The organism is Candidatus Trichorickettsia mobilis, from assembly GCF_034366785.1.
Lineage (GTDB): Bacteria > Pseudomonadota > Alphaproteobacteria > Rickettsiales > Rickettsiaceae > Trichorickettsia > Trichorickettsia mobilis_A.
Genome location: NZ_CP112950.1, coordinates 1 through 7,479, shown reverse-complemented (window position 1 = coordinate 7,479; position 7,479 = coordinate 1). Strand labels below are relative to the sequence as shown.

At 37.8% G+C, this 7,479-nt stretch carries 9 protein-coding genes; 7 read left to right on the top strand and 2 right to left on the bottom strand.

Translation table 11 applies throughout. The features are described 5' to 3' along the window. Positions 1–1,999 (top strand): conjugal transfer protein TraG N-terminal domain-containing protein (locus Trichorick_RS08900; RefSeq protein ID WP_323739301.1); only part of this gene is annotated, 1,999 nt, incomplete at its 5' end. A 9-nt stretch (positions 2,000–2,008) separates the two neighbouring features. Here the strand turns inward: Trichorick_RS08900 and Trichorick_RS08895 are convergent. Continuing rightward, positions 2,009–2,611 (bottom strand): hypothetical protein, encoded by a 603-nt coding sequence (locus Trichorick_RS08895; protein WP_323739300.1) that lies wholly within the window; start codon positions 2,609–2,611, stop codon positions 2,009–2,011. Between the two features lie 64 nt (positions 2,612–2,675). Here Trichorick_RS08895 and Trichorick_RS08890 point away from each other — a divergent pair, with 64 nt between their 5' ends. The 6 genes from Trichorick_RS08890 to Trichorick_RS08865 all read left to right on the top strand — a co-directional run bounded on the left by Trichorick_RS08890 (position 2,676) and on the right by Trichorick_RS08865 (position 7,031). After that, positions 2,676–3,173 (top strand): lytic transglycosylase domain-containing protein, encoded by a 498-nt coding sequence (locus Trichorick_RS08890; protein WP_323739299.1) that lies wholly within the window; start codon positions 2,676–2,678, stop codon positions 3,171–3,173. Positions 3,174–3,238: 65 nt separating this feature from the next. Then, positions 3,239–3,475 carry a type II toxin-antitoxin system VapB family antitoxin gene (gene vapB, locus Trichorick_RS08885; RefSeq protein WP_323739298.1) on the top strand — a complete coding sequence of 79 codons (237 nt, stop codon included), beginning with the start codon at positions 3,239–3,241 and terminating at the stop codon, positions 3,473–3,475. Continuing rightward, positions 3,472–3,873, top strand: coding sequence for a type II toxin-antitoxin system tRNA(fMet)-specific endonuclease VapC (gene vapC / locus Trichorick_RS08880; RefSeq protein WP_323739297.1), 402 nt, complete (start codon positions 3,472–3,474; stop codon positions 3,871–3,873). The genes vapB and vapC overlap by 4 nt, the downstream gene beginning before the upstream one ends. Before the next feature lie 94 nt (positions 3,874–3,967). Then, the gene (locus Trichorick_RS08875; protein WP_323739296.1) at positions 3,968–5,821 is read left to right on the top strand and encodes a type IV secretion system DNA-binding domain-containing protein; all 1,854 of its coding nucleotides are present in this window, start codon (positions 3,968–3,970) and stop codon (positions 5,819–5,821) included. A 10-nt stretch (positions 5,822–5,831) separates the two neighbouring features. Next, complete coding sequence (locus tag Trichorick_RS08870; RefSeq protein ID WP_323739295.1) at positions 5,832–6,581, top strand: hypothetical protein; 750 nt, start codon at positions 5,832–5,834, stop codon at positions 6,579–6,581. 174 nt (positions 6,582–6,755) lie between these two features. Continuing rightward, complete coding sequence (locus Trichorick_RS08865; protein ID WP_323739294.1) at positions 6,756–7,031, top strand: helix-turn-helix domain-containing protein; 276 nt, start codon at positions 6,756–6,758, stop codon at positions 7,029–7,031. Between the two features lie 29 nt (positions 7,032–7,060). On the opposite strand, the gene Trichorick_RS08860 is transcribed toward Trichorick_RS08865, so the two are convergent. Continuing rightward, positions 7,061–7,479 (bottom strand): PD-(D/E)XK nuclease family transposase (locus Trichorick_RS08860; RefSeq protein WP_323739293.1); only part of this gene is annotated, 419 nt, incomplete at its 5' end.

The window sequence follows — 7,479 nt, the reverse complement described above, 5'->3', positions numbered from 1 at the left end:
AAGTCTAATACGTCAGCAAATGCTAATAAATAGCATAAAAAACTACTCCGACGATTACGGCTATGCGAGAGCAAGTGCTACGCAAGAATCAAACTGGCGAATTGCGGGAGATTTAGCGGGTACTTATTTACCTATATTAATGTCGGTGCTAAAAGGACTCGTATATAGCTCGTTTATATTTATGCTCCCGATGCTAATTATGAGCGGAGGTTGGGGTAGGTACTTAGGTTATCTGACTTTGGTGGCTTCGTTTCAGCTATGGGCGCCTCTAAATGCCGTCCTCAACATGTTTATCGATATCTATAGCAGTACTACCTTAAAGGCAATATCCGATCAAATCGTTAGTTTTAGTACTATGAGCAGAATCGGGAACTACACCGATAAGATCGTAGCGGTAGCATCGGGTCTGCAATTAGCTATACCGTTTTTAGCCTTTAGCATTATTCAAGGCGGAGTAGGGGGCTTTATCCATTTAGCGGGAACTATTACGGGTGCAAGTCAGTCTGCCGCATCACAGGCAGCTAACGAGTCGGTGACGAATAATAAGAGCTTTGATAATTATTCCGTCGGTAACAGGCAGCTATATAGTCAAGGAGGATTTAAGACGGACTGGAACGAATCATATGCGGCAGGAGCTAGTTCATACCAGCATACGGACGGTACTATGGAAAAAGTGACCGGCGGTGGCAATACTTTATTTCAAAGCGGCGTGGGTCTTACGATGTCGGGCGGCAGCACAAAAGTTGCCGCAAGAGAAGGAGTGAGTACCCAGCTGCATCAAGCTTTCTCTGAGAATCAGTCAATGCTTGCTTCCGATCAACGATCTTATAGCGATACGCTAAGAAGCGCGGAAACTACCTCGGCGGATTATATCAAACGTATAGCAGCGGCTGAGAGTGAAGGTAAGAAGATTGATTATAGCACCTTAGGAGATAAAGCCGAAGAGGTGCGTGAGGCTGTTAGTCAAACTAGGCATATGAATCAGAATTATCTTTATGGACACGGTCAAGATCTTGGAGCTGGTGGTAAAATAGGAGTGGGAGGTAGCGCAGGTTTCAGCGGAGGAGGTGCTAGAGGTAATGGAGTATCTGCCAATGTATCGGCTGATGTCGGAGGAGATATTAGGTTAACTAATACAAGTTCTCAATCTGTTACAGATGAGAGCCAAATCGGTCGTGATAAGAATGTATCGATAAACTATAGTAATCTAGCAAAAGCCTTATCTTCAGAAGAATTTGCCAAGACTAATAGTCTTGATACTAGTTATAGCGAGGATTTAAGGAAAAACTTCGAGAAACAACAAAGTTTAGAGCAATCTATAGGGATGAGGCAAGAGCAAGCTGCTCATTATAGCAATGCCATAAGTCATATGCATTCAAAAGATTCCTCTTGGGAACAGGATAAATATCATGAATTAGAATCAAAAGTTTCTAAAGCTTACGGAGTATCTACTAAAGACGCCCATAGCATGATAGAAAATAATGATCCTAGAGTAGTCTCGATTCGTAGAAGCATGGATAATATTCCTACAAATGATACGCTATCGCAAGTAAATAGAGGTAAAGAATCGGTATCTGGTGAGAGAGCGTTACAATCGCTTAATAGCTTTAGTGTCCAAAATCAGAAATCTATTAATACCGATCCTACCAAAGGCGTAAAAGAACGTGCGGAAAATAGCGGCTTAAAAACCCATGCCAAACATTTGGATAGCGGCGGTTTAGAACAAAAAGTTAATACTATAATTCAAGGTAATCAAGAAAAAATTGCAGAAGCAAGGTCTGAACATGGACTGCAAGAAACTATAAGACAACAGAAAATTAACACGCTAGAGAAAAACAGAATAGGTCAGGGAAAATATGCTAAATTCTTCGGTGTCGGCGGAGAAACTAATCCGTCAACGATCGATCCTGCCGACGGAAAAAGTACCATAACCGAGATAAGTAAAGTCGATAAGGGTTCAATACAAAAAGCAGGACAAATCGTTGATAAGAAGAAATGATAATTTTGTTTAACGATAACGGTTATGGTTATTAATGTTATAACTAAGATAAGCATAATTAAGGGATGTAGTTTTTTCAAGAAGCGTTGGTGATGGTATTTGATACCCAGGATTTTCAAAATTAGCTTGCTGAAACTTCATACCGTTAACTGAAGAACGATAAATATTTTTATTAAACAGAATTGAGATAGGACAATTGATTAATATAAAAAATAAAACAGGGGCTATGAAGAAGCTTACAAAAACTAGAGTGATAATAAAACGATCTAGAGTATTGCTAGAAAACAAAGTCTCAAGAAAATTGGGAACGACGACTATGCTACCTGCAATAGCGGGAAACACTAGCAGCAACCATTTTAGCGATTTAGTATTAATTACCCGTCCTTGTTTGCTAACAAAGGTTTTGTCGTCTTCAATCCAAGTAACGCGGTTAAGAGAAATCATCAACCAAGGAACAAAGGTTAAAGAGGTAATTAACGTAACTAACCCGAGTAAACTTAAGTTCGGCATAGCCGTGAGCCATTCACTAAGCATAATGCCTGAAGCCGTAGCGACTAAAAACATCAAATTCCAAAAATTATCTCTATTTAGCCGTGATCTAATAAAGCCCATAATTAGCTCCGTGTATATTTTAAAATATAAAATTATCCCCCCTATTGTATCAAGATTCGGGGGTGTGTGCAAAATAATAAGATTATTGCTTGCGATATTACTCGTTAATTTCTCTATACAAAACTGTTTTGCACAGGATTTAGCGGAGTTAATCGATAAAACCGAACAAGATTATGCTATTCCGAGCGGCTTACTTAAGTCGATAACAAGCGTAGAATCTGGTAATAAGCCTTATGCTCTTAATATTGCAGGTAAAACTACTATACCAAACTCAAAAGAAGAAGCCACACGCATAGTAAGGCTTTATCAAGATGAAGGAGTTACTAATATCGATCTTGGGATTGCTCAAATTAACTTACGCTGGCACGGCAAGCATTTTAGTTCTATTTCAGAGATGCTTGAGCCGAAATCTAATCTTGAATATGCGGCAAAGTTTTTAAACGAATTATACCGGAAACACGGCTCTTGGAATAAAGCGGTACGTCATTATCACTCTGCTAATCCTGAGTATCATAGAAAATATTCAAAAAAGATACTTTTAGCTTGGCTTAAGTGTAGTTAGAGAAATTTATTGTTAACGTTAGTATACTAGTATATACTAATTAATATATACTAACAGAGGTTATTATGCATAAAGCTAAAATATTCAAAAACGGTCAAAGTCAAGCAGTAAGACTGCCTAAGGAATTTAGATTTACTACTAATGAAGTAAGCGTAACTCCGCTAGGCAACGGAATAGTAATACAACCGCTACTAAAAACATGGAAAGACGTATTTAACGAAATAAAACCGACCGATGATTTTTTTGCTGAAGATAGGAAAGATTTGTCTCTTCAGGAAAGAAAATGGGAGTTGTTTAAATGATATATATGCTGGACACCAATATTTGTATTTATGCAATTAATAAGAAACCGGATTCTTATTTACAAAAACTTGAAGCGTTAGAACGAATTCATACTTTAAGCATCTCTTCTATAGTACTAGCGGAACTTCAATACGGGGTATCTAATAGTCATAATCAAAAACAGAACCAAATCAATCTAGATATCTTTATAAGTAGGCTTGAGATAATAGATTTTTCTGCGAAATGCGCTTTTTATTACGGTGAGCTAAGAGCGCAGCTAAAGAAAGAAGGAACGATAATAGGTAACAATGATTTGCTTATTGCAAGTCATGCAATCGCCGAGCAAGCAATTTTAGTAACTAATAATATTAGTGAATTTAAGCGTATACCGAAACTAGTGCTTGAAAATTGGGATTAATAAAATGTTGAATGATTTTACGGGAGGAGGACAAATATTCCTTCATAAACTCAGGATGTTCTTTCAGGTGCTACACCGCTCCTTTATGACGTCAATGTTAGTTAGTTTAGCAATAGTCGGTTTTGTTTCATATAAGCCTGCACAAATCTTAGATTTAAAAGCGGCTATGACTTATCATAAAGCGGTGATAGCAAACGGTTTTGATAATGCCACAAGCCTCATAAGAAGTAAGGTCAATCCTAAAGCTAAGTATTATTACACTACCGTAGACGCCTACGATCAAAAGGGTTTGTATGCTGAAGACATCGATCCGCGTAAAATAATAAGATCAAATTATTTTAAAAGCTCTTATGACAAATTTCTTGAGTTTTTAAAGGTTCGCCTATTTTTAACTTTTGGCGTCATGTTCGGAATATTTCTTGTGATTTACATTCTATGGTCAAGATTCGGCAAAGACGTAAAATCGGAGAAGAAAAAAGAAGGTAGCGGTAGAATACTATCGGCAAGAGAAGTAAGTAGCATACTTAAAAGAGCAGGTAAGGCGAGTCAATTTTATATCGGAGCTATGCCGCTGGTTAAAGATAGCGAAACGAAACATTTATTAGTAACCGGTTCTACGGGTTCCGGTAAAACTAATCTAATCCATAATATTTTGCCGCAAGTAGAGAAAAAGAAGCAACCGGCAATAATTATCGATCAAACGGGAGAGATGATAGCAAAATACTACGATCAAGCTCGAGGCGATATTATCTTTAACCCGTTCGATGCCAGAAGTACGACATGGGATTTTTGGAGTGATTGCAACACTACTGAAGAGCTAGAGAGATTTGCAAAAATATTGTTCGGCTTTAACCGTAAGAGAACGGGACATAGCGCAGATCCGTTTTGGGAGCAATCGGCGGAAAGCGTATTTATTGCCTGTGCTAACTATCAGAAATCGATCGGCGATTTGCGTATAGAGCGGCTATGCTCGTTAACTAGGAGTAGCTCACTTAAATCACTGCAAGCTAAATTAAAAAACAGCGAAGCATCGAGATATTTAGAATCGGACAATCAAACTACCGCAAGCTCTATCCTTTCGGTGCTGGCAACTAACGCTAAACCTTTAAGTTATTTGTGCGAATGTACTCCGGAAAATAGTTTTTCTTTAAAAGAGTACTTTGAAAATATAGATGAAGGTTCGGGTAACTTCCTATTTTTAGCGACTAAGCCGAGTTGTCGAGATTTAACGCTTGCTCTTATTGCCTGTATGGCGGAATCGGCATTTTCTCGGTTACTTGACATAGGAATAAAAGAAGATAGAAGAATATGGTTCGTAATAGACGAGTTGTCGGCTCTCGGTAAATTACCGAGCTTACCGACCTTAATGGCAGAGGGTAGGAAGTATGGGGCATGCGTACTTAGCGGTCTGCAATCCCTAAATCAGCTTTATTCTAATTACGGGCAGTATGAAGGCTCTACTATCTTCGGACAATTCGGTACAAATTTCTTCTTCAAAAATAACGAACCCGCAATTGCTAAAACGATAAGTAGCATGGCGGGTAGGGAAACCATCTACAGACAGCAGAAAAATACGTCTTTCGGAGCGCATGAGTTTCGTGACGGCGTAAGCTATAGCGAGCAACAGCAACACAAAGATTTAATCGAGTATAGCGATCTTGCGAGTCTTGCGGTAGGAGAATGTTTTGTTCTTATGCCCGAGCCACAGGTTCGAGTAGTAAAACTAGAAATTCCCGAAGCGAAACTAACAAATAAAAACGAGGGGTTCGTGCAAAGCGAGAATCCGATAACCGAACCTCAAGCACGCGATATTGGGAGCATAGATGAGGATAATGATAAACTACAAAAATTAGAATTCTTAGAACACCATAGCTCTCAGTTTTTAGATAACCTTGAGCAAAAGAAGAAGCACGATTTAGACGCAGAACATAGCGTTATTAAATCTTAACGGAGGTAATATGACCGAAAAAGAAAATAATCAGGAAGTGTTAGACTTATTTGCGGACGAAAAAGTCCAAGAAGAATTGCAACAAATTAACGATAATCTAAATTTTAATACCCGTTCGCTAAATAGCGTGAGCGAAAAGTTGATTGAAAATTTAAGCGCATCGCAAGTAACGATTCAAAAAATTTTAGAAGCGATGGAAACTGCTTTAAATCGACAAGAGCAGATTGTGTCTGAAATGAACGATGAATCTAGGCTACTTTGTTTAATTCCGCAAAAGATGCAAGACAAAATTGATGCGATTGCGCCGCAAATAGCTACCGAGGTTGGTAAAATACATCATTCCAAAATCGAAGAAATAACTGCTCAATTTAATATTCTACAAGACAAATTGACCGAAGATTTCGACAAGTGTCGGCAAAATCTGGCAATTACTACAAAGCAGTGTATAGAACAATTAACCGATACCGGTGATAATATGAAAATAACTATAGAGCAAAAACTAGCTCAGTTCAGCAATCAACTTGCAGTGGATGCGGATGCAGTATCATCTCAAAAGAGCCTGCGATTTTTGAAAAACTTAGCATTTATTGTTCTGTTTTCAGGGTTAGTATCATCTTTTACAAGTTATCTAGTTGCGACTCAATTTCCAAGATACGTTAGAGTAGATGCTCCAAACAATTTATCGATAATAGATAGTAAAGTACAGGTATGGGAGGCTAAATCACAAAACATAAAACAACCTCAACTTAATAAACAATAAGATATAAAGCTAGGCCAAGAGTTCAAATTATCTAAAAAATAAATGTGCTTGCTAAAGAGAAAAGCATTATCATTAGGAGGTAAGCTAGTGTAATAAACTACTTGATTTTTTATAGTATATTGGTACAATGTACCAATATACTATAAATAATATTTGTTAGTTATATAATATAATATGAGCCCGGTTAAATATTTACTTGAGTATGCAGTAAAGAAAGCTGAGATGACTCCGGATAGAATAAAAGCTATTAGAAAATCTTTTAATCTAACCCAAGTGGCTTTTAGCAACTTTATAATGGTAGGATATGAAACCTACAGGAGTTGGGAAGAAGGGCGCAGATTTCCTTCAAGCCCGGGGTATGCTGTTCTTGTAATAGCTGAGCAGTCTCCCGAGGCATTTATTAAAAATAGGAAAGACGTCATAAAAGATCTGAAGAAGTACGGTTTATGATTCTTGTCATCGATTTCGGAGCAGTTGCTTTAAGAACGACTAAGTTTAGCAATTGTTTCGGAAGATAAACCCGTAATAGCAGAAATATCAGATGCAAGCCAGTTTTGAGAGAGCATTTTTTTGGCAATTTCTTCTTTACCCCTGGCTTCTCCTCTGGCTTCTGCTTGATCTATCTGATACTCAAGCGCCGCTATATTATCCCTAACTCTTTTGAGCTCCTGCTCGTAAGCTATTAGCTCAGTCTCACTCCAATTAAACTGATTTAGGGCTTCATAAGCAGTCTTAATGACAAGATCGCTACCGATTAACTTTTCTAGATCCGCTTCACTTGTTTTGCTGGCATATTTGAAAAAAAAGCACCATTTTTCGATTATGCTACCCAGCTCTTCTATTTTAGTTTTTGTAAATTTAGGTAACTCTATAAAGGTAAAATAAAAATCTTTTAAAT